The following is a 23,182-nucleotide window of genomic DNA, read 5'->3' on the forward strand; positions in this document are numbered from 1 at the left end:
TGAACCGCGAATACAAGAGTATGAGTATTCTGATGTAAAGGTAGGGACAGAAGAAGGTGAGTTCCCTACAGCTGCATTGGCTTACGCTGAATTAAGACGTTTAGCTAAATTAGAATACAGTCAAAATAAAGTAGATGTCCCAAACGGTGTATACAAAATTGATTTTGTAAACTTAAAAGAAACTGAAGAATATAAAAACTTTATTCCTTTAAAACAAATTTTACCAGGTGATGTAGTAGCCGTTAAGCACGTAGAAGATGGTGTAAACATCACCGCTCAAATGGAGTACAATTGGAATCCTTTATTAAAAGAATACATTGATCTTACTTTAGGGAATTACGAAAAAAGTTTTACGTCTACGGTCAATAAATTAGATAAAATTCAAACGGATTTAAAAGATCTTAATGATCAAATTGAATTAGTTTATTTATCCGCAAATGGAAAGAACCAAATCCATACAGGAGAAATTGAACCGGTTATAAATCAGAACAGTACTGAAGGTGATTTATGGTTTAGAAAAAATGGCGATAAAACGGAGATGTGGATTCTAAGGAAAGTCAATAGTGCACTACAATGGGTTCTTGAGTTATCAGATGCTACTCAAGAAGAATTGAGAGCAGAATTAGAAGCTATAATTGGACAGGTAGCATTAGATCGTATTAAAACAGAGCAAGATATCAAAAACGCCATTCAAGAAGCCAATGATTATGCTGAATTTTTATCTGTAAAGTGGGATGAAGATTTTAACCTTGAAGTAAATAAATCAATATAGATATTAATGATGCAAGGACTGCTGCTATTGCTGATGCTAAAAGTTATACGAATACTAAAACGACGGAACTAAATAACTATTTAGAAACCGTCAAACTAGATGTTCTTTCTATTTCGAATAAAGCGAATGATGCAATAATAAAAGCAGATAAATCAATAGCAGATGTAGGTTTATGAAGCTGGATTTAACTGCAGTAACAACCAGGGCAAATGATGCCTTTAGTACAGCCCAAAATTCATTAACAGAAGCAACTAAAGCTTTAAATAAGGCAACAGCTATAGAGACTATTACAGGAACGTTAACGACTAATTATGATGCTTTAACAAGAACTGTTGGTTTAAAAGCGGATAAAGAAGTCGTTAATATCCTTAATCAAACGGTAGATAAGCATACACTGGATATTAAGGCGAATGCTGAAGGGTTGAAAGTGAAAGCCGATGCTAGTCTAGTTAACACAATAAAAGGTACTGTAGATAACCATACGGCTGAATTAGGTATTCAAGCACAAGCAATCAATGCACGATTGACAACTATACAAGTAGATAATCTTTTATCCACAAAAAATACGTTAATGAGGCTACTTTATCAGCCACGTCAAATACATGAGTTTAGCATTAACACAAGTGAGTAATGAAGTTGAAGTAATTTAAATGTTGTGACAGAAATCTAGTACTTGCATCTAATAAAACAGTAAAACCGGGAACAAGCTACAACTTCGCCAATTACACATTATCAGAAAATTGGTCGGTTGTTCAGAGTATACCGTAGTTATTAAAGCCGATTTCAAAACCGGAAAAGACATTGGGGTTTACTATAATGGCGGAACTTTTGTGTTTAAAAGAATTCAGTATGATGCGGTTAAAGGTGTGTATATCGGAACCGGTGTCGTAACCACTGCAAACCTGGGGAGTACAACTGTATTAAACGAAGTTTATTTATTTCAATTTCCAAATGATTCATTTGCCTTAAATGTTGAGTGGATTAAAATAGTCAAAGGAAACAAAGCTTCTGCAGATTGGACACCAGCGCCTGAAGATCAAGCTACGCTTGAACAATCACAACTTTAGATATAAAAGTAAACGGTATTCAAACGACTGTTGGTGACAAAGCTGATAAAACACAAGTTACCCAATTAGCTAATCAATGGAATCAAACAACAACATTAGCTAATGGACATACGGGTCAAATCAGCAACTTAGGAGAGCAGATTGATTTAAGGGTAGTTAAAGGTGATGTAATTGGGCAAATCACTGTAGAAGCTGGAAGAACGCTCATTAAAAACGGACAGTTATTGCTTGACGCAGACACTTACATCATGGGTACTACTTTTGCAAATGATATTAAAGCCAAATCTTTAGAATCTGTCTATGCTGACATCGCTACCTTAAGAACTAAATTCTTAACAGCAGATGTGATTACTTCCGTTCATTTAAAAGTCGATAATGCCATGATGGATAAACTAACCGCAACTACTGCAGTAGTTAATTATTTGTTTACTAAGACGGCTTTTGTAGATAATTTAAACGCCAAAACATTGACTGCTATTACTGCAAACATTGCGACTATTCGATCTCAAGTACTAATCGCTAATGTTGTAGATGCAACCATGCTTAAAGCTGATGTAGCTACGATAACTAAGTTATTTGCTACAGCAGCTAATGTTAATATCCTGACATCTAATTCAGCCTTTATAACCAATATAAAGGCTATTGATATTTCAGCAGACAAAATTAAAACAGGAATACTAAATGCTGCCAATGTAACTATTATTAACTTGGATGCTTCAAAAATCACTTCAGGTATATTAACGTCAATCAATATTACCGGTTCTAAAATCACTAACCCATTCTCAATAACTGCTGAGGGAGCTACCATGACTGGTACCACTACTATTTCCGGAAACTATACAGTTGATTATAGAATACCTACCACAGGGCAATATGGGAATACCCTCATATCACCAGTTGCTTTGTCGTCAACAAATTATAAAAGTAACGGAACAAAGTTTTGGGGTTGGGAGTTAACCTCTCAAGGCTTAAGTGTTGAATATGAAGGGAAAGCAACGTCTTATACTTCTACAGGATTTACGTTTTATCCTTCTGGTGGAGGAGTACCAGCTAAAGTTGAATACATTGCAGGTAATGCACGTATTGCTATTTCAAGTTATAACGGTGTTGAATTAGGCGCTGTAGTGAATGGCCAACATTCAGTTAGATTTGCAGTTGGTGGAGGAAATGGAATAAACCCATTTATTGATGCTTATGCCCCTATTAATATGAGGTTAAATGATTTAAATAACGTAAATATGATTTCTCTAGTTAATGATTTAGATTCAAAGTCAGGGTCAAGAGTTTTTAACTCAACAGATAATTGGCTGTGGATGGGTGGTAAGTGGGGTACAAGAATTGGCCACTTATCAGACGATGGTAAAACTGTCTATGAAAGAGCAGCTTTTGGTGTCAATGATATTACCTTTTTCAAAAATCTCAATATGAATGGGAACTCTATCACTAATCAATCTGATAGCCGTTTAAAAACAGCAATCAGAGATACAGATTTAAGAGCCTTAGATCTAATTAAAAGTTATCGGTTTGTAGATTTCTTATGGATAAATAAAGATAAGCCACAAGGATTGCAGACTGGTTTGATTGCTCAGGAAACTGAGTATCTAAGTAGTGTAGGACCTGATGGATATTTAGTGTTAGACAGCAGCAAACAAAATATGCTTAATACGCAAGCAATCCAAGAATTAAGCAATATCGTTGATTTAGATTCAGTTCGATTAAGTAAAGTAGAAAAAGAGCTGAATGATTGTATTAACCTAACTGTAGTGAACGAGTTACAACTAACAGATCACGAAAAAAGAATCAAAGAGTTAGAAAAAAAAATAAAAGACCTTGAAGGGAAAGTGGCATAAATGAAAACAATCAAAATGAAGAATGATGCAATTATTAGAACAGGGGAGTTTCTAAAGAAAACTAAATTTAAAGGAGCAGCAAGCCGCGGAGCAATTAAGTTCATAAAGCGACTTGAGGAAAAGCAAAATGATTTTAATGAGGGTATTTTTGTTATTCGAAAAGATTATTTTGAAACTGATGAAACAGGAGAACTCTTAATTAAAGAAAATAAATATACTTTAAAAAGGATATAACTAAAGAAGGTAAAAAGGAATTTGGTGATCGCTTATTGGAATTAAATAATGAAGAATTTGAAATCAGTTTTTCAGAACATACTAGTAAATTCGAAGCAATGTTTGAGGCTTTAGAAAATTCCGAAGTTGAACTTTGTGGTGAAGATGCACTATCTTATGATGAGCTGTTAGATGCTTATGAATCAAGCGAAGAAGAAGCAAAAACAAATAAAAAAAATAAAAAAGCAAAACTAAGGAGGAAAAATAATGGAAATCAGATTAAAAACAGCAAATTATAGATATGGTGAAAACGGTGAAGTGGAAGCAGTAACAGTTGATTTTGGAAATGTTGGTGGAAATATTTATATTAGTGGAACAGTCGAGTTTTCAGCTGAAGAATGGGAATCGACTGGTGATAAAGTCAGTAAAATTAAAGGGAAATTAGTTGAAAAAATTGAAGAGTAGCCTTCGGGTTGCTCTTTTTAATTTGAGAAAAGGAAGGTGAATAATGATAAGCAGAATAAAAGAAAGATTGACTAATATTTTTTCTATCGTTATTTAGCGTTTACAACTACTTTGTTTTCGATTGGATATGGTGGATATCTATTGGATAATCCAAATCTAATAAATAATCAAGTGAGTTATAAGTTTATGAGTGAATTGGCAGATGTATTCGGAAATGTTTTTTTACCAGCATGCTTAATTATAGCTGGAGCACTTAAAATGAGTGCAATTTACTTTAATTGGAAAACTAAACAAATATTTTTAATCGTACTATTATTCATTTGGAGTTTGATTTTTGCCGGATATTTAATCCAACTTATTAACGGCATACCGGCAGTTGGTCTTTATTTTTCTGCTTATGTCATCCTCAATCTTGTAGGTGCTTATGTTGAGGAGGGGAGAACTATTGGAAGGTAGTGATTGGGTTGCTTTACTTGGTGGAGGAACGTTAAGTAGTATTATTGCGGTTATTGTTAGTAAATATTTTGAAAGTAGAAAGGCGAATCGCGATAGAGAAGACGGACTTGATAAATATTGGGTAGACGAAATAAAAAAGATAAAAAAGATAAGGAATTTGAAATCAAAACTTTGCAAGAAAGAATGGATGACAAGGATGAAGAATTTAGAAAAGTTTATAAAGAGCTAGCTAAAGTATCTTCTAAAGTCGAAGGTTTAGAAAAAGATTTGTCTAATAGCAACAAAGATAATGTCCGTCTTAGGCTTGAACGAAATGCTGCACGTGATGAAGCTAAAAAATGGAAAGAAAGTTTTATGGCTATGCAAATGAAATTTAATGATGCAATGAAAAAAATAGAAAAAATGAAAGAAGGAATTTAAATGAAAACTATTAACTGGAAAGTCCGATTCAAAAATCCACAATTCATTATTCAGCTAATCGTATCAGTATTTGGACCAATATTAGCTTATGCAGGAATCACAGCGCAGGATATCACTTCTTGGGCTATTTTATTTGATTTAATTCTAGCTGCAGTAAGCAACCCATACGTTCTTATTACTATTGCGGTAGCTGTTTATAATGCTGTAATTGATCCAACGACAAAAGGTTTATCAGATAGTAAGCAAGCTTTAAACTATACAGAACCTAGAGAGGATGATAAATAGTGAGCGAAGAAAACAAAGTAGTAATCAATGAAGTTAAGTTTGATCAAGAACTTTACGAAAGAAACTTGAAAGAAAATGACTTTTCACCAAAAGAAACGTATGAGGGTAAAGATGGGAAAGGAGTAGATGAAGAATGACTTTATTGATTACTAAAATGTTGTTGCCTGCTAGCAAATACTATCTGAAATGTCCTAACGCAATGGACCCAATCGGGGTTACGGTTCATGAAACTGGTAATAAAGCTACAGCTATGTCAGAAATCTCTTATATGATCGGAAACGATACATCTACTTCATATCACTTTGCTGTTGATGATACAAGAGCAGTGCAAGGTTTGCCTTTAACTCGTAATGGCTATCATTCAAGTGATGGAAGTCGCGGAACAGGTAATGCAAAAACAATTGGCGTTGAACATTGTTATAACTGGAATGGTAAAGCAACTACTAAAAATGATCCTAAGTATAATGCTTTGTATCAAAAATCCTTGTCAAATGGAATTGAACTAATTGCTCGGTTGTTTATTGATCATCCGAAGTGGGGAACTCCTGAAGCTGGCAAGAATATTTGGAGACACTATGATCATAGTAAAAAGAATTGCCCTCAACGAATGATTGAAGAAGGGTATTGGAACACTTATGTTGCTAGAGTGAAAGCTCGTTATTTAGAATTAAAAGGAGGAAAAACAGTGGTAGTTAAAAGTTTAGCATCAAATCCAGATAAAGAAGGACGTTCAACAAAATTCAAAAGAGGAGATAAGGTGAGGTTATCACCATCTGCAAAAACGTGGCTACGTAGTTCCAGTTTTGATTTAGGTTCATTCAAATCAATTTATGTAGTTGATTGGCTAAACGCAGATGGAACGATTTATATTAAACCAGTAGGTGCTGATTGGGGCGGTAATGTATTAGAAAGCGACATCGAAAATGTTCGCAATAATAATATTATGAAAGATGATATTATTACATTACGTCCACAAGCTACCCATTGGTTCGGTGGTTCTAAATTAACAGATGCAATGAAAAAAGCAGAGTATTCAGTTCGTGAACGTATCAAGGGCAACACATTGTATATTGATAATGGTACTTTCAGAGGTATTATATACGACTGGGATGCTATTAAAAAATAAACACAATAAACCCCTATCTCTTAATTGAGGTAGGGGTATTTTTAGGAGGTTTAAAATGGTGTGTTTAAATGATTTTATACATTTAACTCAAGGTGAATTACTAGTAAAATACTGGTGGATATGGCTAATCATTATAATTATTGCTTTTGTTTATGAATTATTCAAAAATAAAACTGATAAATTTTGAACCTAAGTCACTTACAGCAAAACTCTGATCAATATAAGCACCTTGTCCACCTGATAATAGAGTTCCGAATACTATGTGTAGAAGCCCTAAGTCTGATAATCTATTTATATTTCCCATTACAAGATTTGAATTGCTCTTGTCATGATTATAGAAATCACCTTTGCTCACTTTCTTATACTCATTTTTATTAGAACTGAACAAAATATTTAATTCTAAGTCAGTTAAAGCTGGTAATAACTGTATATAGTATTTTTCTTCATCAAAAGAATCGTTATTAAATCTAAGCAGTACATTTTTAAAAGCTTTTTTATAATTATAAATTTTAGACTGAGATGAGGCTTTTTCAACTTCATCATTTATTGACTCTAAAATACTAATAGCTTCATCAGCATTCTCAGTTTCATGAATAATAGGTAATTTTTCTTTAATACTCTCAATCTCTATGTACAATTCTTCGTAAAATCTTTCCACTCGCTTAAATCTTTTTTCGTTTTTTGCTCCAAAATATAAAGTTTGCAAAGCACCTCCAACAGTAGGAATGCTTACTATACCCGCTTCTATAATAATGTCTTTGCGTTCTTTCCAACTCAATTTCTCATCTTTATCCATATCAACAACTCCTTTCTCGTTTGAGTATATAATATTAGACAAAAAATAACTAAGTAAATAGTAAAAGCCACTTCTTAATTGAGGTGGCTTTTTTGTTTATTTTGATTTGTTTTTTGATTTTTGACTATCCACACCTGCACCAACTGCAACACCAAGAGCCATACCTATAGCAATTCCAATAGCTAGATTATCAAATACCAGTCCTAAAGCAGCACCAAATGAAAGACCTAAAGATATACCTAAAGCAAGATAAGACGTTTCATCTGTCTTCTCCTCAACATTTTTCTGGTTATTTTCTTTATTATTCAATTCTCCCATAAAGAACACCTCCTCCTTATGATTTAATTTTAGCATAGTAGGATAAATAGTCTATTATTTGAATTTAAACTATATAAAATGAACCGTTTTCACTTGTGTGAATTTTTAAAATATGTTAAATTATGTTTATCCAACAATTATTATTTTAGAAGCCACTTCTTAATTGAAGTGGCTTTTTTTTATATAAAATTTTGAGTATAAAGAAACGTAATATATTGTGATAAATCAAAAAAAATGATAAAATTTATTTGTACTTAGACTTTTATACTTAATTGGAACGAGTAGCGGAAACTGCTTGTTCCTTTTTTTATTTATATATAAACAAAACCCTACCTCCTAATTGAGGTAGGGTTATTGTTTTAGTATTCATCATAAAAATCGTGTTTTTTTCCATCATGCTGATTAAAGTACTTAAAAGAACCTTCAATTTCTTTATTACAATCATCACATATGTCAAATGTTCCTTTATCATTAATCTTAGTAAAAACGTTTGTTGAATTTTTACATTCACAATATTCGCTTGGCATATAACCAACTCCTCTTTTCACAATTGTAAACAATCATATTCAAAAAGAATACTTTAATTTTGAATTATAACTTTCTTATGGGGCAATCTTATTCCTTTATAACCCCACGATTGGCGAAGAAGGGTTGGCTGACTATAAATTTTATATACTTGAATGATCAATTGCTTATGATTATTAATAATACATCAATTAATTAGTGATTTTTCTTTGTATACCATGTAAAGTTTAGTAATAAAACCAACATCTTCACCAACGAGGGTATTTAAACGAGAAAAAACTCTTTTCATTTCTGGAGAATCATCAACTGTACTCAAACATTGTAAAGAATCGTCTGATAAGAAAAATAATTCATCTAAAATGTGTTTATAGTCTTTAACAAATTTTACGAATTCATCCTTTTCTGTAAGGAGAACCCCTTTTAAATTAGCGTTACTATCATGTTGTCTTTCTAAGTATTCTCCTGGAGTAATCTCCAAGGCTTCTGATAAAGCTGATATTCTTTCATAAAATTCATTATCTAAGTTAACTAACACAGGTGCACGCTCCTTGCGCTCAATATGCTGTTAGTATAACGATTAAACGAAAAAAATAACATAGATATTAAAATAATACATTTAGAAATAAGAATATTGTGACTAAAAAGTTACAAGTTACAAAAAAAAGCAATGGATATCGCTTTCATAATGTAATAAATGTAGTTTATAATAAAATTATTAAAACATTGTACTTAAAAAATTCCTATTACTCAATTTCATTGCTCTCCATCTCCGGAGCCAATTTATGAGAGTAATTAGAATTTTAGTCACAGTATTTTAAAATAGAGCTCATTTGCTTGTATGAGCTCAAAAAAGTATACGGTATTCTTTTCACGGAGGTTACCGGTAACCCCTAACTTTGTCTCCGCAAAGGTTAGGGGTTATTTCTTTATATTAAAATACCCTCACCGGATGAGTAGTGAAGGTTGGGTATCTATAATATATGCAAATTATCTCAATTGATTTATTTATGTTATGATTATTTTATCATCCTACTCGCTAAGGTTTAGAAATTTAATTTCAGGTCATAATGGTTATGACCTATTTATGACCTGAAAACTAATTATAATAGATTCATCTCAAATGTGTTCAAAATATTTATATCTCTTTTTAACGTAGGTTTAACAGATATATTTATTGTAAATATATATTGTTTCTACTATTATATAGTCCGCGGATAAATATCCAAATGTTGAATTAACGTCACTATTATAAAAAAAACCAACTCTTCCATATAATCATAGAAGAGTTGGTTTTTTTGATAGTGAAAAATGACCATTTTAAAAGATTGCTTGAAATAAAAGGTGGTTACCATTAAAGTAATACTACTGCTTTAATGAGACAAAAATGATTAATCTTCAACAGGAATAGATAACTCAACAATATGTGGAGCATGTAGAATTTCAACATTGTCAAGAGTCGTTTCAAGTACATTTTCTAGAGCAAAATTGATTTCCGCATTTTTAATATTGCGGACTTTATTTAGTAAAAGTACATCTTTATGTGTTGGAGCTCCTGAGTAAATAACTGTAGTAGGCCCTAAAGAAAAAACTTTCACAAAATGTGCATCAGTATTCTCCAATTGTTCCATCACAAGTTCCGAATGATTATTTGTAACGTCTATTAGTTTCATAATCTTTCACCTCTTTTATACCGGTTAGGTTATAGATATTATATAATTAAAAGGAGCACAATTCAAAACATTTCTACTTATTAATAAGTAAAAATGTAGCATAGTATGAAAAAATCTTGATTATCATAAGGAGGTAAATTTTTTTTGAACTATTATAAATTTATGGGTCGTTTTTCTAATCAATTCTCTACGATTCAATTAATTGTATTGTATTATTTTATTGTTGTTGTAGTGGCTTGTCTGTTATTAGCTTTGCCTATCTTTAGAAATCCTGATGTTTCTATTTCGTTTATAGATTTGATTTTTACTGCCGTCAGTACAGTCAGTGTTACTGGACTAGCTACCATAAACTTAGGAGAAACCTATAATTTTGCAGGAATTATTTTATTGCAAATTTTATTTATGTTAGGAAGTTTAGGAGTCATGATGATATCTACTTCATTCATGCTTCTTCGAAAGAAAAAAGTTTCTTTAAAGCAACGTCAATTAATCATGACGGATATGAACCAACCTAGACTTAGCGGAACTGTGCGATTGATTCGCAATACGATATTAATTATATTAGGCTTTGAATTTGTTGGGGGTGTAATTTTAAGCAGCTACTTTTTTTTATTTTCAAACTGGTCTTTAAAAGAAGTCTTATTTCAAGGTTTTTTCACAAGCTTCTCAGCAGTTGCAAATGTCGGAGTGGATTTAACTGGACAAGCATTGATCCCTTTTCATGATGATTATTTTGTTCAAATTATTATTATGTTGTTGATTGTTGTTGGAGGTATTGGTTTTCCAGTATTATTGGAAATTAAAGATTTTCTGCAATACAAGAAAGAAAAAAAGGCTTTGCCTTTTCGTTTTTCATTATTCACTAAAATTACCGTTTTCTCATTTTTAATTTTACTAATTGGTGGAGCAATTTGTATATGGCTTTTAGAATTTAAACAATTTTTTAAAGGAATGCCTTTTACCGACAGTGTTTTTTATTCTTTTTTCTATTCTGTAACAACTAGAAACGCTGGACTAATGACTACTTCTTTGAGTAATTTTAGTGAAGGAAGTTTATTATTATTTTCTATATTAATGTTTATTGGAGCAAGTCCAAGTTCTGTAGGTGGAGGAATACGAACGACGACATTAGCCATTGTAGTCGTCTACTTAATTTCTTTTATCCGAGGACATGACCAAGTTGCTTTATTTAAAAGACGGATCGATCGAGATGATGTGCAGAAATCAATCACCGTATTTATTTTATCTATGGTTCTCTGTATTTTTAGTGTGATGGTTTTAAGTGTCAGTGAATCGCATGATTTGATTACACTGATCGTAGAAGTGACATCTGCTTTTGGAACAACTGGATTATCTTTAGGCGTGACACCTACTCTTACCGTAGTAGGAAAATTGATTATCATTGTATTAATGTTTATAGGTAGAATAGGTATGTTATATATGCTGATGTTATTAGTTCCTAAACATAAAGAAGATAAAAATTACCATTATCCAACCGAAAAAATCATCATAGGCTAAAGAGAATACAAAAAGAGCTCTCAATCATGATTTCACTGGTTGAGAGCTCTTTTTGTTTTTAATTGTAAAAGATTAGTCGTTAGGTTCAGATTCTTCTATTACTAAAGAAGAATCCGTTTCTGTTTCTGATGATTTTCCTTCTACCGATAGATTTCCTTCTTCATCCGTTTTAGCTACTAATTCTTTTACAGAAGGGTAATCAAGATAAAAATCAGCAACGCGATCTTCAATCTGTTCTTGAATAACCCTACGCAAAGGACGAGCACCTAATTTTGGATCATATCCTAATTCTGCTAATTTTTCTTTAGCAGATTGAGTTACTTCAATAGTGATTCCTTGATGTTCAAGCATATCATTTACATCTTTTATCAAAAGATCTACAATATACAATAAATTTTCTTTTGTAAGAGAGTTGAATTCAACGATTCCATCAAATCGGTTAATAAATTCTGGTTTGAAATAGTCAGTCAGATGATTTAATACAGATTTTTGAGTACCAGAAGCAGCTGCTCCAAATCCTACGCTTGCTTCCACATTACCAGTACCGGCATTACTAGTCATAATAATGATTGTATCTTTAAAGCTGACTGTACGACCTTGAGCATCTGTTAATCTTCCATCATCAAGAATTTGTAAAAACATATGCAATACATCTGGGTGAGCTTTTTCAATTTCGTCTAATAAGATAAGGCTGTAAGGATTATGACGAACTTTTTCAGTTAATTGGCCTGCTTCGTCATAACCGACGTATCCAGGAGGGGAACCAATCAATTTAGATACACTGTGTTTTTCCATATATTCACTCATATCAAAACGAATATAAGCATCTTTGCTTCCAAATAACTCTAAGGCTAATTGTTTAGCTAACTCTGTTTTACCGACACCAGTAGGACCGACAAATAAGAACGAGCCAATTGGACGGCTTTTATTATTAAATCCAATTCGACTTCTACGGATGGCTTTAGATACTTTATCAATAGCTTCATCTTGTCCAATAACGTGTTGTCTCAAATCGTTTCCTAAATTACGCAATTGTTCTTGTTCTTTTTCTTTTAATTCTCCAACCGGTATGTTGGTTTTTCGCTCAATGATTTCAATCATATCTTGTTCTGTTACGGTAGGTTCATCAGAATCAGGATTTTGTTGATCCCTCATAGTAGAGAATTTTTTAGCTTGATCACGATAAAAAGCAGCTTTTTCATAATCCTCTTGTTGCAAAGCTAATTGTTTTTGATGTGCAGCTTCTGCAATTTTATCTTCAATTTGTTTAGGATCAACAAATTGTATTGTTAAATTCTTTTTCGAACCAGATTCATCTAATAAATCAATCGCTTTGTCAGGTAAGAATCGGTCTTGAATGTAACGATTTGATAGGGTTACAGCACTTTTGATAGCTTCATCAGTATAATGAACATGATGATAATCTTCATATTTCTTTTGAAGACCTTGTAGAATAGTAACTGTTTCTTCTACAGAAGGCTCGCTGACTCGAACCGGTTGCATCCGACGTTCAAGAGCAGCATCTTTTTCAATTGTACGGTATTCTTTTAAAGTTGTTGCTCCAACCATTTGTAATTCACCACGAGCGAGTGCTGGCTTAAGCATATTACCTGCATCCATGCTTCCTTCTGCGCTTCCAGCTCCAACGATTTCGTGAACTTCATCGATAAATAAGATGATTTGTGGATTTTTCTTTAGTTCATCCATTAACTGTTGCATTCGTTCTTCGAACTGCCCGCGAATACCTGTTCCTTGAACTAAAGAAGCTACATCTAATCGAATAACTTCTTTACCTATTAGTTTTTGCGGTACATCTCCGTCTACGATTTTTTGTGCCAAACCTTCTACAACAGCCGTTTTACCAACACCAGGTTCACCTGTTAAGACAGGATTGTTTTTAGTACGGCGATTTAAAATTTCGATTACTCGTTCAATTTCCTTATCGCGTCCGATAACAGGGTCTATAGTACCAGTACGTGCAAGTTCTGTTAAATTCGTTCCGTATTCGCCTAAAAGTCCTGGTTTTTTATTTATAGGTGGTTGTCCACCTGATCCACTTTGAGTTGGTGGAACAGCGCTGTTATTTTGTTGGAAGTTATTATTTTGAGCATTTTGCATAGAACGGAAGAATTGATCTAAATTACCAAAACCAAATGGATCTTGTGGTGTCCGGCTATTTCTGATTTCTCCACGATTTTGAGCATCTTTAATAAGTTGATAACAATTTTGACAGACATCTAATTGACCTTTTTGGCCATTCATATTAGTGTACAAATGGATTGTTGCTTCACGTTGATTACAATTTTGACATAGCATCTCAGCACAACCTTTCATTATAGTAGGTTTAGTAGATAGAATAAGGCGAATGATCAATTGACCATTACTGACCTTTCTGATTATTATTATACACTGACCTTTTTTGACATTCAAGTAATTAACACTACAAATTTTTTGTTTTTTGCACTAAACTAATGAGGCATAAGAAAAATGTAATTGAGAGAAAAGGAAGTCGGATAGAATGACAAAGGAAGAGCTGCGAGAAAATTTAAATCAATTGATCCAAGGTGAAGTAGACACTTTAATGATTGAAAAAAATGATTTTATGACTTTTCGTGAGATTTGGTTCAGCCATGAAGAAAAAGAATCTATTGTAGGAGAAGCATTGCATAATGGAAAAATCATTTACAGGTATAGGTCAAAGTAAAAAAATAGAACATTAAAATTAGGAAAAAATAGTTGTTTAAATAATTGAAAAATGTTATTGTTATAAGTTGTAAGGGCTGTATCACTTGTTTTACTGAAAAGAATGTAATTAACAGTTAAAACTGGATGTAGTCCTCAAAAATAATATTTATATAAAAGGGGATTTTTTATTATGGAAAAACGCGAATTTCACGTAGTAGCTGAAACAGGTATCCATGCACGTCCAGCAACATTATTAGTACAAACAGCAAGTAAATATAGCTCAGATATCAACTTAGAATACAAAGGTAAATCTGTAAACTTAAAATCAATCATGGGCGTTATGTCTTTAGGTGTTGGCCAAGGTGCTGACGTAGTTATCTCTGCTGACGGTTCTGATGAATCTGAAGCTCTTGCAGGAATCGAAGAAACAATGAAGAAAGAAGGCTTAGCTGAATAATGGTTGAAAAATTAAAAGGGATCGCAGCAAGTGATGGCATTGCGGTAGCAAAAGCATACTTACTAACTGAACCCGATTTAACTTTCAACAAAATTTCAGTTGAGAACTCTGATTCAGAAATTGAGCGCTTAAATTCAGCATTAAAAGAAGCAACAAAAGACCTTGAAATCATCCGTTCTAAAGCAGCAGAATCTTTAGGAGAAGAAGAAGCTCAAGTATTTGATGCTCATTTAATGGTTCTATCTGATCCAGAATTAATCGGGAGCATTGAGAGCTCTATCAAAGACAACAAAGTCAATGCAGAGAGCGCTTTAAAAGAAGTAACAGATATGTTTATCGGTATGTTTGAAGCTATGGAAGATAACCCTTACATGCGAGAACGTGCAGCTGACATCAAAGATGTTACTAAAAGAGTGTTGAGTCACTTATTAGGTGTCAAACTTCCTAATCCTTCAATGATCGACGAAGAAGTGATTGTGGTTGCACATGACTTAACACCAAGTGATACTGCTCAATTAAATCGTGAATTTGTAAAAGCTTTTGTTACCGACATTGGTGGACGTACTTCACATTCAGCTATTATGGCTCGTTCGTTAGAAATTCCTGCAATTGTAGGAACGAAAGATATTACTTCTTTAGTTAAAGAAGGAGATCTTATTATCATCGATGGTTTAGAAGGCGATGTAATCGTTCATCCTGAAACATCAGATGTTACAACTTACGAAACAAAAGCGAAAGCTTTTGCTGGTCAAAAAGCTGAGTGGGACAAATTAAAAGATGAACAAACTATAACTGCAGATGGTAAACATATTGAACTAGCTGCAAATATTGGTACTCCTAAAGATTTAGTAGGAGTAAAAAACAACGGTGGAGAAGCTGTTGGACTATACCGTACAGAATTCCTTTATATGGATTCACCTGATTTCCCTTCTGAGGAAGATCAGTTCAAAGCCTATAAAGAAGTTTTAGAAGGTATGGAAGGTAAAGCTGTTGTTGTTCGTACAATGGATATTGGCGGAGACAAAGAATTACCTTACCTAACATTGCCACATGAAATGAATCCATTCTTGGGTTACCGTGCAATTCGTATTTGTTTAGCACAACCGGATATGTTTAGAACACAATTACGTGCATTATTACGTGCGTCTGTTTTTGGACAATTACGTATTATGTTCCCAATGATTGCAACTTTACAAGAATTCCGTCAAGCTAAAGGAATGCTTTTAGAAGAAAAAGCAAAATTAGTAAGTGAAGGCGTGGAAGTTTCAGAAAATATCGAAGTTGGTATCATGATCGAAATTCCTGCTGCTGCTGTTATTGCAGATAAATTTGCTAAAGAAGTTGACTTCTTCAGTATCGGTACCAATGACTTGATTCAATATACTATGGCTGCTGACCGTATGAATGAACGTGTTTCTTATCTTTACCAACCATATAATCCATCAATCTTACGTTTAATTAAAAATGTTATTGATGCTTCTCACAAAGAAGGAAAATGGACAGGTATGTGTGGAGAAATGGCGGGAGATCAAACGGCTGTACCTCTTCTAGTAGGATTAGGACTAGACGAGTTTTCAATGAGTGCTTCAAGTATTCTTAAAACTCGTAGTTTAATGAAACGTTTAGATACAAAACAAATGGCTGAATTAGCTGATAAAGCAATCAATGAATGTGATACTGCTGATGAAGTTGTAGAACTTGTTCAAACGTACACTAAATAAGTAGGATAAACACAAGGATCTTAGGATTCTTGTGTTTTTTTACATGTATTTATTTAAAATAATGCGTTTTCCTTATTAGAACTGATATACTAGAATCAGTTGATATAAAGGAGAGGATCAGAGTGACAAAAAAGATAGGTTTTATTGGAACGGGAGTAATGGGTGCTTCAATTGTTAAACACTTATTAGCAGCTGATTATTCTGTAACAGTCTATAATCGTACTAAGAGTAAAGCAGATGAGTTGATTAGTTTAGGAGCAAAATGGGCTGATACTCCAGCTGAAGTAACAGAAAAGAATGAACTTGTTTTTACAATTGTTGGATATCCGCAAGATGTAGAAGAAACTTATTTTGGCGAAAATGGTATTTTTAAGACAGCTACTGAAAATCATATCTTAGTAGATATGACGACTAGTACCCCTACATTGGCTCAAAAATTATATGAAGAAGGTAATAAAAGAGGTATTAAAGTTCTTGATGCTCCAGTTTCTGGAGGAGATTTAGGAGCGAAAAATGGAACCTTGACTGTTATGGTAGGTGGAGATGAAAGTACTTATGAAAAAGTAAAACCCGTTTTTGATTTATTTTCTGCTAAAGTGAACTTACAGGGAAAAGCAGGCAGTGGACAGCACACTAAAATGGCTAATCAAATTATGATTGCTGGTACAATGACTGGAATGGCTGAGCTATTGGTTTATGCTAATGCCGCAAACTTAGATCTTGAAAAAGTATTGGATACAGTTGGTGGAGGCAGTGCGCAAAATTGGTCATTAGCAAATTATGCACCACGAATTCTTAAAGAAGACTATACCGCTGGATTTTTTGTTAAACATTTTATTAAAGACTTAAAAATTGCATTGGACGAGGCAGAAAAAATGTCATTAGATTTACCAGCTACTCGTCAAGCTAAAGAACTATATGAAGATTTAGCACAAAATGGTTTTGAAAACGATGGGACACAAGCTATTATTAAATTATGGTGGCCGGAAGGTCAACGTCCTAATAATTAATAAATAAATAAAAGTACTGCACGCTATAAGATCGTCGATCTTATGGCGTGCAGTATTTTTTAGTAAGTATTAAACAGCTTTAGGAGGAATAGTCATATAGCTGCGCAATCTTTTTACCGCTTCTTCTAATTTTTCCATGCTGGCAGCATAACTGATGCGTATGTAGCCTTCCCCAGCGCTTCCAAAAGCAGATCCTGGTATTAAAGCAAGCTTGTTTTTTTCAGCTAAATCAATACAAAAGCTCATGCTATTTTGTAAATGCCCTTCTGGAATTTTTGCAAAAAGATAAAACGCACCGTTTGGACGGGCAACTTCAAAACCCAACTGGGTAAATTCTTCAAATAAATAATCTCTTCTTTTACGGTATTCTTTTTTCATTGGTAGTGCATCGTCTATTCCAGTAGTTAAAGCCGCTAACGCTCCTTTTTGAGAGATAGAAGAGGCACAAGTTACAAGATATTGATGGACCTTAATAATTTGGCTTATAAGTTCTTCTGGTGCAAAGATAAAACCGATTCTCCATCCAGTCATAGCATGAGATTTTGATAAGCCATTAATGATGATGGTTTGATCTCTCATATACTCAGCAATAGAAACATGTTCATTATCATACGTTAGTTCACTGTAGATTTCATCACTGATAGCAAATATAGGATATTTTTTGATGGTTTCTGCAAGAGCTTTAACTTCTTCTCGTAAGTAGGTAACACCAGTAGGGTTGCTTGGATAATTTAAAATAATGGCTTTGACATCATTGCCGTGTTCTTTCATTGCAGTATCAATCATTCCAGGAGTTAATACAAACCCGTTAACGCTTGTGTCAATAAAAACAGGTATAGCTTGACTCAGAGTGATCAATGGCTCGTAACCTGGAAAAATAGGCGAAGGGACCAATATTTTATCGCCAGGATTTAGAATGGCTAGTAACGAAGCAGATATAGCTTCAGTGGCACCAACGGTTACTAAGACTTCATTTTTGGGGCTATAAGACACAGCGTATTTTTTCTTCATGAAGATAGAGGCTGCTTCTCGTAAGTTGATATCTCCAGCCATCCCTGTGTAATGTGACTGATTAGCAGTAATTGCGTCTATAGCAGCTTCTTTAATATGGCTAGGTGTATTGAAGTCTGGTTCACCTAACGTTAATTTAAGCATGCCATCTATTATAGATACACGCTCGTCAAATTTACGAATATCTGAAACTTCAATTTTGTAGGTTTGATTATTAAAACGATCCTGTAATGGGTTCATTGCGTTTGCCTCCTTGGATGTGTATTGCAACTATATTAACATAAGATCTTTAAAAGATTCGGCTTTTTTTCTATAAAGATTATTTTTTTATGAAAATAGGGTAAGTTTACTGTCTTTTATAAAAAATTCTGGTAGAATGATTACTGAGTTAAGTTTGAAAGGGGCACGAAATTATGACAACTTCACAATTAGTTGGGATTATTCGCCGATTGGAAGCTATGCTAGAAGATACAGAAAGTGAAGTTCAAGTTCGTCGATTTGAAAAAGAAGGAAACGAACGTTGTGTTATTACGTACGATGCAAAAACTGAAACATTTGAATTGTTAGAAACCTCTACTCAACAAGTATATCAATTTGATGATGTAGACTTAGTTGCTATGGAAATATTTGAATTGCTTCAAGATTAATATAACTTTAGTAATAAAGGTTTATCTACTAAAGACCGATAAAAAATTCTTTAAGAATTTTTTATCGGTCTTTTTTTATTTTTTTCTAACTAGCAATTTTTTCAAAAATGGTTATACTAAATATACTGATGATTAAAAAAAAATGAGAGTAAGGTTGTTTAAAACTCATTTTAAAGAAATGGGAAATGAAGGAGAAAGTATATGGCAGACCAATTGCGAATAGGTATTTTAGGATTTGGAACGGTTGGAAGTGGTGTATTACGTATTTTAAAGAACCATGAGCCGAAGTTAAATCAAGTAACAGGAACAACTTTAAAAGTGAAAAAAGTTTTGGTACGAGACCTGAAGAAACAACGTGGATCAATTGCGGATGGAGTAGAGTTGACCATGGATGCAGATGAAATTATAAATGATCCTGAAATAGACATTGTAGTGGAAGTTATGGGAAGTATCGATCAAGCAAAAGAGTATATTAAAAAGGCGTTGACAGCTGGAAAACACGTTGTTACAGCAAATAAAGATTTAATTGCTTTGCATGGGAATGAATTAGTCGCTCTAGCAAAAGAATACAACTGTGATTTATACTATGAAGCGAGTGTTGCAGGTGGAATCCCAATTTTACGTACGATTGTAGATAGTCTAGCTTCTGACGAAATACAAAAGGTTTTTGGTATTGTTAATGGAACAACAAATTTCATCTTGTCACAAATGACAAATGAAGGGAAATCTTATAGTGAGGCTTTGAAAGAAGCACAAGAATTAGGTTTTGCTGAAAGTGATCCAACAAATGACGTTGACGGTATTGATGCTGCTCGTAAAATGGTTATATTAACACGTTTAGCTTTTGGAATGAATGTGGAACTAGACCAAATTGAAACTAAAGGGATTCGTGATTTACAACAAGAAGATATTAAAATGGCTGAGAGACTAGGCTATAAAATTAAATTGATTGGATCAGCTATTCAAAGTGAAAGTCGAATTAGCGTAGATGTAGGTCCTATATTAGTACCAGTAAATCATCCACTAGCAAGTGTTCAAAATGAGAACAATGCTGTCTTTGTAGTAGGTGCGGCTGTTGGAGAAACCATGTACTATGGTCCTGGAGCTGGAGAACTGCCGACCGCAAATAGTGTGGTAAGCGATGTGATTACAGTAGCCAAAAATATACGTTTAGGCACAAGTGGTAATGTCTTTAGTTCCTATCAGCATGAAACGAATCTTGCAGAGGATACAAAAGTATTCAATAAGTATTACATTGCCATTGAAATGCAAGATAAAACAGGACAATTTTTGGCACTTACAAAATTATTTAGCCAATTTGATATTGGTTTTGACCAAATTATACAACAACCCCTTTCAAGCGATATGGCAAAAGTAGTGATAGTGACACATAAAATTACTAAAGCGCAGCAAAAGGAATTAATAAATGCCTTTAAAGACACAAACGAAATGAATTTACTTGTTTGCTTTAAAGTGATGGAGGGAAATTAATGTATCAAGGATTACTTGAAAAATATAAAGATCAATTGCCAGTAACAGATAAAACACCCATGATTTCTTTGTATGAAGGGAACACACCTTTGATTCCGTTAACTAATCTTTCGAAAGAATTGGGTGTAACACTTTATGGAAAATATGAGGGACTAAATCCTACTGGTTCATTTAAAGATCGTGGAATGGTTATGGCAGTTGCTAAAGCAAAAGAAGAAGGAGCAAAAGCGATCATTTGTGCATCAACTGGAAATACAAGTGCTGCAGCTGCGGCATATGCTACACGTGCAGGACTTAAAGCCTATATTGTTATTCCGGATGGAAAAATTGCTATGGGTAAATTGGCACAAGCCGTCATGTATGGTGCTGATATTATCTCGATCCAAGGTAACTTTGATCAAGCTTTAAAATCAGTTCGAAAGTTAGCTGAAACGGAAGCTGTTACTCTAGTCAATTCGGTAAACCCTTATCGAATTGAAGGGCAAAAAACAGCCGCTTTTGAAGTTTGTGAAGATCTGGGAAAAGCGCCAGATGTATTAGCAATTCCAGTTGGGAATGCTGGGAATATTTCTGCTTATTGGAAAGGGTTTAAAGAATGGAATGAGATAAAGCAAACAGGGCTACCTAGGATGCATGGGTATGAAGCAGAAGGAGCAGCTGCGATTGTCCAAGGGGAAATTATTGAGTATCCTGAAACGATTGCAACGGCTATTAGAATTGGAAATCCAGCTAGCTGGAAATTAGCTGAGGCTGCTCGAGATGAATCCAAAGGTAAAATAGATTTTGTTACAGATGATGAAATTATCAATGCTTATCGAAAAGTTGCTGCTATGGATGGTGTATTTATTGAACCGGGATCTGCTGCTTCTTTAGCAGGAGTGATTAAAGATGTTAAAGGTGGTGCTATTAAAAAAGGCGAAACTGTTGTCTGTGTATTTACAGGAAATGGTTTGAAAGATCCAGATACAGCACTTGAAGTCACAACTATTCCTATTTCAAAGATGGATGACTTAGAAGATATGAGGAAACATTTGCAAGCAGGGGTTGAAAAATTATGAAAATAATTGTACCAGGAACAACATCAAATCTAGGGCCAGGTTTTGATTCCTGTGGGTTAGCTTTAAATTTATATCTGACGCTAGAAGTTGGGCCTGAAACGGAAAGTTGGGTGATTCATCATACCCTTGGAGAAAATATTCCAAGCGATGAAACAAACCTGATTATCAAAACGGCTCTTTCGCTTGTTCCGAATATCCAACCTCGAGAACTATGGATGGAAAGTGAGATACCGGCAACGCGTGGATTAGGAAGTAGTTCAGCAGCCATTGTTGCAGGAATTGAATTGGCTAATCAACTTGCTGAATTAAAGTTAAGCAAAAAAGAGAAAGTGGCGATTGCTTCTAATCTAGAAGGACATCCTGATAATGCGGCACCAGCTATATTAGGCGATTTTGTGATAGCCAGCAAAATAAAAGACAGTACTTTTGCTGTAAAACATACGTTTCCAGATACCGGCATCTTAGCAGTCATTCCAAACCATGAATTGCTGACAAAGGAAAGTCGGGAAGTACTGCCGGAAAAATTGGCTTATGCACAAGCGGTCCAAGCAAGTTCTATCAGTAATGTGATGATCTCAGCTATTTTAGCGGATGACTTGAATTTAGCTGGCGCAATGATAGAAAATGACTTATGGCATGAAAACTATCGCAAAGAACTGGTGCCTCATTTAGTACCGATTCGGGAATTAGCAAAGAAAAATGGAGCGCACGCTACCTTTTTAAGTGGTGCTGGTTCCACTGTCTTGATTTTAGCTCCTTACTCAAGCTTAGATGCTATAAGGAAAGTAGTAAAAGCCAATTTCAATGATACAACTGTGCAAAAAGTTCAGGTTGAACGAGAGGGTTTGAAAGTACAAGCATAAAAAAACGAGTCAGGAAATTTTTCCTGACTCGTTTTTTATAAAGCTAGTTCCTTCGAGTAAATTTTTAAAGCTCGCCGACTAGTTTTGATCCGTGCAGTTCTGTTACACCAAGGTATTGCTGAATGTCAGCAGCATTTTCATTGGTTATTCCTCCACCTGGGAGAATAAGAATTCGATCTTTTGCATAGTCTACTAGTTTTTTTAGATGGGGCAACGTTTCTTCGATTGGAACATGCGAATTTCCACCATGAGTTAAGATTCTTTGCACACCACGATCAGCTAACCAATTGATAGCTTCAAATTGCTTTTCAACTGGAATAGCATCAAATGCCATGTGGAAAGTTACTTGTAAGCCATAAGCTTCTTCTAATAATTGTTCCATTGCATCCTCGTCAATCCAATTGTCCTCTGTTAAGCAGCCGAATACGACTCCATCTAAACCTAAATTACGTGCTTCTATAAGATCGTAGCCCATGATTTTTAATTCACTGTCATTATAGACAAAATTACCAGATCGAGGGCGGATGATAGCCATTAAAGGTATCATTTTTTCTGCACAATAATCTGCTGCTTCATGCATAACACCTTTGCTGACTGTTGTTCCACCACTACTTAAATAATCGCATAATTCTATTCTAGTGGCCCCTTTTGCAATTGCTTTAGGGATAGAACTATAATTTTCTAAACATACTTCTTTTAAATACATAATTGTAAACTCCTTTTTTAAAGGTTTATAAGCAAAGTACAAATCCTTAGTT

29 protein-coding genes and 1 pseudogene are annotated in these 23,182 nt (G+C 33.9%); 22 read left to right on the plus strand and 8 right to left on the minus strand.

Going from position 1 to position 23,182, the window contains the following annotated elements; translation table 11 throughout:
* The 13 genes and pseudogenes from BR65_RS13930 to BR65_RS01210 form a co-directional block, all read left to right on the plus strand.
* Positions 1 to 772, plus strand: a pseudogene (locus tag BR65_RS13930) (hypothetical protein); the annotation flags it as partial.
* A gap of 172 nt (positions 773 to 944) precedes the next feature.
* Positions 945 to 1,403, plus strand: a complete 459-nt coding sequence (locus BR65_RS01165) for a hypothetical protein (RefSeq protein ID WP_034536381.1) — start codon at positions 945 to 947, stop codon at positions 1,401 to 1,403.
* Positions 1,404 to 1,602: 199 nt separating this feature from the next.
* On the plus strand, positions 1,603 to 1,839 hold the full coding sequence (locus BR65_RS01170; RefSeq protein WP_156098832.1) for a hypothetical protein: 237 nt from the start codon (positions 1,603 to 1,605) through the stop codon (positions 1,837 to 1,839).
* Between the two features lie 248 nt (positions 1,840 to 2,087).
* Positions 2,088 to 3,689 (plus strand): tail fiber domain-containing protein, encoded by a 1,602-nt coding sequence (locus tag BR65_RS01175; RefSeq protein ID WP_156098833.1) that lies wholly within the window; start codon positions 2,088 to 2,090, stop codon positions 3,687 to 3,689.
* On the plus strand, positions 3,690 to 3,923 hold the full coding sequence (locus BR65_RS13430) for a hypothetical protein (RefSeq protein WP_051932603.1): 234 nt from the start codon (positions 3,690 to 3,692) through the stop codon (positions 3,921 to 3,923).
* Between the two features lie 35 nt (positions 3,924 to 3,958).
* The gene (locus BR65_RS13435; RefSeq protein WP_051932605.1) at positions 3,959 to 4,201 is read left to right on the plus strand and encodes a hypothetical protein; all 243 of its coding nucleotides are present in this window, start codon (positions 3,959 to 3,961) and stop codon (positions 4,199 to 4,201) included.
* On the plus strand, positions 4,170 to 4,367 hold the full coding sequence (locus BR65_RS01185; RefSeq protein WP_034536384.1) for a hypothetical protein: 198 nt from the start codon (positions 4,170 to 4,172) through the stop codon (positions 4,365 to 4,367). The genes BR65_RS13435 and BR65_RS01185 overlap by 32 nt, the downstream gene beginning before the upstream one ends.
* Positions 4,368 to 4,508: 141 nt before the next feature.
* Entirely contained in the window at positions 4,509 to 4,823 is a 315-nt protein-coding gene (locus BR65_RS01190) for a hypothetical protein (protein ID WP_034536386.1), read from the plus strand.
* Entirely contained in the window at positions 4,813 to 5,052 is a 240-nt protein-coding gene (locus BR65_RS01195) for a hypothetical protein (RefSeq protein ID WP_034536387.1), read from the plus strand. The genes BR65_RS01190 and BR65_RS01195 overlap by 11 nt, the downstream gene beginning before the upstream one ends.
* Positions 4,995 to 5,243 (plus strand): hypothetical protein, encoded by a 249-nt coding sequence (locus BR65_RS01200; protein WP_156098834.1) that lies wholly within the window; start codon positions 4,995 to 4,997, stop codon positions 5,241 to 5,243. Before BR65_RS01195 ends, BR65_RS01200 begins: the two co-directional genes overlap by 58 nt.
* Positions 5,244 to 5,528 (plus strand): phage holin, encoded by a 285-nt coding sequence (locus tag BR65_RS01205; protein WP_034536389.1) that lies wholly within the window; start codon positions 5,244 to 5,246, stop codon positions 5,526 to 5,528.
* On the plus strand, positions 5,528 to 5,665 hold the full coding sequence (locus BR65_RS13775) for a hypothetical protein (protein ID WP_156098835.1): 138 nt from the start codon (positions 5,528 to 5,530) through the stop codon (positions 5,663 to 5,665). The genes BR65_RS01205 and BR65_RS13775 overlap by 1 nt, the downstream gene beginning before the upstream one ends.
* Complete coding sequence (locus tag BR65_RS01210; RefSeq protein ID WP_051932607.1) at positions 5,662 to 6,654, plus strand: N-acetylmuramoyl-L-alanine amidase; 993 nt, start codon at positions 5,662 to 5,664, stop codon at positions 6,652 to 6,654. The genes BR65_RS13775 and BR65_RS01210 overlap by 4 nt, the downstream gene beginning before the upstream one ends.
* A gap of 157 nt (positions 6,655 to 6,811) precedes the next feature.
* Here BR65_RS01210 and BR65_RS01215 read toward each other — a convergent pair whose 3' ends face one another.
* The 5 genes from BR65_RS01215 to BR65_RS01230 form a co-directional block, all read right to left on the minus strand.
* Positions 6,812 to 7,450 (minus strand): hypothetical protein, encoded by a 639-nt coding sequence (locus BR65_RS01215; RefSeq protein ID WP_034536391.1) that lies wholly within the window; start codon positions 7,448 to 7,450, stop codon positions 6,812 to 6,814.
* Positions 7,451 to 7,546: 96 nt separating this feature from the next.
* Positions 7,547 to 7,768 (minus strand): glycine zipper domain-containing protein, encoded by a 222-nt coding sequence (locus BR65_RS01220; protein ID WP_051932609.1) that lies wholly within the window; start codon positions 7,766 to 7,768, stop codon positions 7,547 to 7,549.
* A gap of 359 nt (positions 7,769 to 8,127) precedes the next feature.
* Positions 8,128 to 8,295 (minus strand): hypothetical protein, encoded by a 168-nt coding sequence (locus tag BR65_RS13935; RefSeq protein ID WP_169741889.1) that lies wholly within the window; start codon positions 8,293 to 8,295, stop codon positions 8,128 to 8,130.
* A gap of 185 nt (positions 8,296 to 8,480) precedes the next feature.
* Positions 8,481 to 8,828 (minus strand): hypothetical protein, encoded by a 348-nt coding sequence (locus BR65_RS01225; RefSeq protein ID WP_034536392.1) that lies wholly within the window; start codon positions 8,826 to 8,828, stop codon positions 8,481 to 8,483.
* 853 nt (positions 8,829 to 9,681) lie between these two features.
* A complete protein-coding gene (locus BR65_RS01230; RefSeq protein ID WP_034536393.1) occupies positions 9,682 to 9,963 on the minus strand; it encodes a DUF1827 family protein in 282 nt (93 codons plus the stop codon).
* A 162-nt stretch (positions 9,964 to 10,125) separates the two neighbouring features.
* On the opposite strand from BR65_RS01230, the gene BR65_RS01235 reads away from it, so the two are divergent.
* Entirely contained in the window at positions 10,126 to 11,481 is a 1,356-nt protein-coding gene (locus BR65_RS01235) for a TrkH family potassium uptake protein (RefSeq protein ID WP_034538563.1), read from the plus strand.
* Positions 11,482 to 11,553: 72 nt separating this feature from the next.
* On the opposite strand, the gene BR65_RS01240 is transcribed toward BR65_RS01235, so the two are convergent.
* On the minus strand, positions 11,554 to 13,797 hold the full coding sequence (locus BR65_RS01240) for an ATP-dependent Clp protease ATP-binding subunit (protein ID WP_034536395.1): 2,244 nt from the start codon (positions 13,795 to 13,797) through the stop codon (positions 11,554 to 11,556).
* Positions 13,798 to 13,999: 202 nt separating this feature from the next.
* On the opposite strand from BR65_RS01240, the gene BR65_RS01245 reads away from it, so the two are divergent.
* The 4 genes from BR65_RS01245 (at position 14,000) to BR65_RS01260 (ending at position 17,354) form a co-directional block, all read left to right on the plus strand.
* On the plus strand, positions 14,000 to 14,185 hold the full coding sequence (locus BR65_RS01245) for a hypothetical protein (RefSeq protein ID WP_023177354.1): 186 nt from the start codon (positions 14,000 to 14,002) through the stop codon (positions 14,183 to 14,185).
* Between the two features lie 171 nt (positions 14,186 to 14,356).
* On the plus strand, positions 14,357 to 14,623 hold the full coding sequence (locus BR65_RS01250; RefSeq protein WP_023177356.1) for a phosphocarrier protein HPr: 267 nt from the start codon (positions 14,357 to 14,359) through the stop codon (positions 14,621 to 14,623).
* The gene (ptsP, locus tag BR65_RS01255; protein WP_023177357.1) at positions 14,623 to 16,344 is read left to right on the plus strand and encodes a phosphoenolpyruvate--protein phosphotransferase; all 1,722 of its coding nucleotides are present in this window, start codon (positions 14,623 to 14,625) and stop codon (positions 16,342 to 16,344) included. The genes BR65_RS01250 and ptsP overlap by 1 nt, the downstream gene beginning before the upstream one ends.
* Positions 16,345 to 16,466: 122 nt before the next feature.
* A complete protein-coding gene (locus tag BR65_RS01260; protein WP_034536396.1) occupies positions 16,467 to 17,354 on the plus strand; it encodes an NAD(P)-dependent oxidoreductase in 888 nt (295 codons plus the stop codon).
* A 69-nt stretch (positions 17,355 to 17,423) separates the two neighbouring features.
* On the opposite strand, the gene BR65_RS01265 is transcribed toward BR65_RS01260, so the two are convergent.
* Positions 17,424 to 18,605, minus strand: coding sequence for a pyridoxal phosphate-dependent aminotransferase (locus BR65_RS01265; RefSeq protein WP_023177359.1), 1,182 nt, complete (start codon positions 18,603 to 18,605; stop codon positions 17,424 to 17,426).
* Positions 18,606 to 18,778: 173 nt separating this feature from the next.
* On the opposite strand from BR65_RS01265, the gene BR65_RS01270 reads away from it, so the two are divergent.
* The 4 genes from BR65_RS01270 to thrB all read left to right on the plus strand — a co-directional run bounded on the left by BR65_RS01270 (position 18,779) and on the right by thrB (position 22,424).
* Positions 18,779 to 19,012 (plus strand): YkuJ family protein, encoded by a 234-nt coding sequence (locus tag BR65_RS01270; RefSeq protein WP_007723100.1) that lies wholly within the window; start codon positions 18,779 to 18,781, stop codon positions 19,010 to 19,012.
* 201 nt (positions 19,013 to 19,213) lie between these two features.
* Positions 19,214 to 20,503 (plus strand): homoserine dehydrogenase, encoded by a 1,290-nt coding sequence (locus tag BR65_RS01275; protein WP_034536397.1) that lies wholly within the window; start codon positions 19,214 to 19,216, stop codon positions 20,501 to 20,503.
* Positions 20,503 to 21,561, plus strand: coding sequence for a threonine synthase (gene thrC, locus BR65_RS01280; protein WP_034536398.1), 1,059 nt, complete (start codon positions 20,503 to 20,505; stop codon positions 21,559 to 21,561). The genes BR65_RS01275 and thrC overlap by 1 nt, the downstream gene beginning before the upstream one ends.
* Positions 21,558 to 22,424 carry a homoserine kinase gene (gene thrB, locus BR65_RS01285; protein WP_034536399.1) on the plus strand — a complete coding sequence of 289 codons (867 nt, stop codon included), beginning with the start codon at positions 21,558 to 21,560 and terminating at the stop codon, positions 22,422 to 22,424. Before thrC ends, thrB begins: the two co-directional genes overlap by 4 nt.
* Before the next feature lie 64 nt (positions 22,425 to 22,488).
* Here the strand turns inward: thrB and BR65_RS01290 are convergent, their stop codons facing one another.
* Entirely contained in the window at positions 22,489 to 23,130 is a 642-nt protein-coding gene (locus BR65_RS01290; RefSeq protein WP_034536401.1) for a copper homeostasis protein CutC, read from the minus strand.
* Positions 23,131 to 23,182 lie beyond the last annotated feature (52 nt).

The sequence above is a fragment of the Carnobacterium inhibens subsp. inhibens DSM 13024 genome (assembly GCF_000746825.1).
Classification (GTDB): Bacteria; Bacillota; Bacilli; order Lactobacillales; family Carnobacteriaceae; genus Carnobacterium_B; species Carnobacterium_B inhibens.

Coding starts and splice junctions, on each gene's coding strand:
- BR65_RS01210 (WP_051932607.1), top strand. CDS start 5,662: ATGACTTTATTGATTACTAAAATGTTGTTGCCTGCTAGCAAATACTAT.
- BR65_RS01245 (WP_023177354.1), top strand. CDS start 14,000: ATGACAAAGGAAGAGCTGCGAGAAAATTTAAATCAATTGATCCAAGGT.
- BR65_RS01205 (WP_034536389.1), top strand. CDS start 5,244: ATGAAAACTATTAACTGGAAAGTCCGATTCAAAAATCCACAATTCATT.
- BR65_RS01185 (WP_034536384.1), top strand. CDS start 4,170: ATGGAAATCAGATTAAAAACAGCAAATTATAGATATGGTGAAAACGGT.
- BR65_RS01240 (WP_034536395.1), bottom strand. CDS start 13,797: ATGCTATGTCAAAATTGTAATCAACGTGAAGCAACAATCCATTTGTAC.
- BR65_RS01290 (WP_034536401.1), bottom strand. CDS start 23,130: ATGTATTTAAAAGAAGTATGTTTAGAAAATTATAGTTCTATCCCTAAA.
- ptsP (WP_023177357.1), top strand. CDS start 14,623: ATGGTTGAAAAATTAAAAGGGATCGCAGCAAGTGATGGCATTGCGGTA.
- BR65_RS01270 (WP_007723100.1), top strand. CDS start 18,779: ATGACAACTTCACAATTAGTTGGGATTATTCGCCGATTGGAAGCTATG.
- BR65_RS01275 (WP_034536397.1), top strand. CDS start 19,214: ATGGCAGACCAATTGCGAATAGGTATTTTAGGATTTGGAACGGTTGGA.
- BR65_RS13935 (WP_169741889.1), bottom strand. CDS start 8,295: ATGCCAAGCGAATATTGTGAATGTAAAAATTCAACAAACGTTTTTACT.
- BR65_RS01235 (WP_034538563.1), top strand. CDS start 10,126: ATGGGTCGTTTTTCTAATCAATTCTCTACGATTCAATTAATTGTATTG.
- BR65_RS01175 (WP_156098833.1), top strand. CDS start 2,088: ATGGGTACTACTTTTGCAAATGATATTAAAGCCAAATCTTTAGAATCT.
- thrC (WP_034536398.1), top strand. CDS start 20,503: ATGTATCAAGGATTACTTGAAAAATATAAAGATCAATTGCCAGTAACA.
- thrB (WP_034536399.1), top strand. CDS start 21,558: ATGAAAATAATTGTACCAGGAACAACATCAAATCTAGGGCCAGGTTTT.
- BR65_RS01250 (WP_023177356.1), top strand. CDS start 14,357: ATGGAAAAACGCGAATTTCACGTAGTAGCTGAAACAGGTATCCATGCA.
- BR65_RS01265 (WP_023177359.1), bottom strand. CDS start 18,605: ATGAACCCATTACAGGATCGTTTTAATAATCAAACCTACAAAATTGAA.
- BR65_RS01220 (WP_051932609.1), bottom strand. CDS start 7,768: ATGGGAGAATTGAATAATAAAGAAAATAACCAGAAAAATGTTGAGGAG.
- BR65_RS01165 (WP_034536381.1), top strand. CDS start 945: ATGAAGCTGGATTTAACTGCAGTAACAACCAGGGCAAATGATGCCTTT.
- BR65_RS01230 (WP_034536393.1), bottom strand. CDS start 9,963: ATGAAACTAATAGACGTTACAAATAATCATTCGGAACTTGTGATGGAA.
- BR65_RS13430 (WP_051932603.1), top strand. CDS start 3,690: ATGAAAACAATCAAAATGAAGAATGATGCAATTATTAGAACAGGGGAG.
- BR65_RS01215 (WP_034536391.1), bottom strand. CDS start 7,450: ATGGATAAAGATGAGAAATTGAGTTGGAAAGAACGCAAAGACATTATT.